2 protein-coding genes are annotated in these 1,897 nt (G+C 64.7%); both read left to right on the forward strand.

Translation table 11 applies throughout. The annotated features are described in order from the left end of the window. Positions 1–606 (forward strand): glycosyltransferase (locus HP499_RS23770; protein WP_305849766.1); only part of this gene is annotated, 606 nt, incomplete at its 5' end. Next, the coding region (murC, locus tag HP499_RS23775) for a UDP-N-acetylmuramate--L-alanine ligase (protein WP_172326501.1) at positions 603–1,897 on the forward strand (1,295 nt) is incomplete at its 3' end. The genes HP499_RS23770 and murC, both read left to right, overlap by 4 nt.

Here is a 1,897-nt window from a genome sequence, read left to right on the forward strand (position 1 = left end):
CGGCGCGCCATTTCCGGGCTTCACCGGGCGACGGCGGCACCTGCGGCCAAAGCGTCCCTGGGCCTGGAGCCGGACCGCCCCGCGTTGATCGTCACCGGCGGGTCCTCAGGAGCCCTCAGCATCAACCGTTCCATCGCAGCGGCTTTGCCGGCGTTGGCTGCCGCCGGTATCCAAACCCTGCACATCACCGGTAACGGCAAGGCAGTCCTGAACGATGACGGCGGCCTGCTCGCTGCCGAGGGGTATCGCCAGGTTGAATATGTGGACGGGATGGAAAACGTCTACGCAGCGGCGGATGTCCTTCTTGCCCGCGCCGGGGCCGGAACTGTCAGCGAAGTGGCCGCCGTCGGAGTCCCCGCTGTGTTCGTGCCGCTGCCCATCGGCAACGGGGAACAAGCACTGAATGCTGCTCCGTTGGTCAATGCAGGCGGAGCACTTCTGGTGGAGGACAAAGACCTCAGCCCTGAATGGCTTGAAAAAGAGCTCATTCCGTTAATTTCGGACCGTACCCGACTCGCCGATATGGCCCGCAAATCCGAAGCACTTGGTATAAGAAACGCCGATCAGCGCATGGCTGATCTTGTCCTGGAAGCGGTATCCGCATGACCACCAGCATCGCACCCCTCGAGTCCCTGGGCCGCGTCCATTTCATTGGCATCGGCGGCGTGGGAATGTCCGCCGTGGCCCGGATCATGGTGGCCCGCGGCGTCCCCGTCAGCGGTACTGATGCCAAGGACCTGCCGGTCATGCACGATCTCTCCGCTGCCGGGGCACGCATCGCGGTGGGATACCACCAAGGGAACCTGGCCGACGCCCAGACGATCGTTGCCGGTTCGGCCATCCGCGCCGACAATCCGGAGCTTGCCGCGGCGAGGGCTTCCGGCTTGCCTGTACTGCATCGGTCCGAAGCGCTTGCCGCCACCATGGCCGGTCACCGTGTAGTGACAGTGGCCGGCACCCACGGCAAGTCCACCACTACCTCCATGATTGCCATCCTGCTCAAGGAAGCCGGTGTCGATCCCTCGTTTGCGATCGGGGCCAACGTCCCGGCGCTGGGCGTGAACGCAGCCCACGGGGACTCGGATATTTTTGTTGCCGAGGCGGATGAATCGGACGGTTCCTTCCTCAACTACCGGCCGCTGATCGCCGTCGTGACCAATGTCGAAGCCGACCACCTGGACCACTACGGAACCCCGGAAGCGGTGTTCGCGTCTTTTGACGACTTTGCAGCGCTCCTTCCCGCCGACGGCGTTCTCCTGGCCTGCGCCGATGATGCCGGCGCCCGCGCCCTGGCCGGGCGCACTGCATCCCGGGGAACCACGCGCGTCCTGACCTACGGGACCTCCGACGACGCCGACATCCGGCTTTTCGACGACGGCCCGGGCGAGGTTTCGGTGGGTATCGGAGACCACCTCCACAGGGTCGAATTGCAGGTTCCCGGACGTCACAACGCCCTGAATGCGGCAGCAGCGTTCGCGGTCGCCGTCGAACTTGGGGTGGAGCCGGCAGCCGCAGCTGCAGCCTTGGGTCATTTCACCGGAGCTTCACGACGCTTTGAACTCAAAGGACAGGGCAGGGGAGTGCGGGTTTACGACGATTACGCCCACCACCCCACGGAGGTGCGGGCCGCCCTGTCGGCAGCCCGTTCCGTAGCAGGCGGCAACAAGGTCCATGTCCTGTTCCAGCCCCACCTGTTTTCGCGTACGCGTGAATTTGCCAAGGAATTTGCTGAGGCATTGGACGCGGCGGACACTGCCTTGATCCTGGATATCTACCCAGCACGTGAAGACCCCATTCCCGGAGTCACCAGTGCGCTGATTGCTGATCAGCTGACCACGGGCCGGATGGTCCCTGCCGGCGAAGCCGTGGACGCGTTGGCCGCGGTAGCCCAGGACGG

The sequence above is a fragment of the Paenarthrobacter sp. CM16 genome (genome assembly GCF_013179505.1).
Taxonomy (GTDB): Bacteria; Actinomycetota; Actinomycetes; order Actinomycetales; family Micrococcaceae; genus Arthrobacter.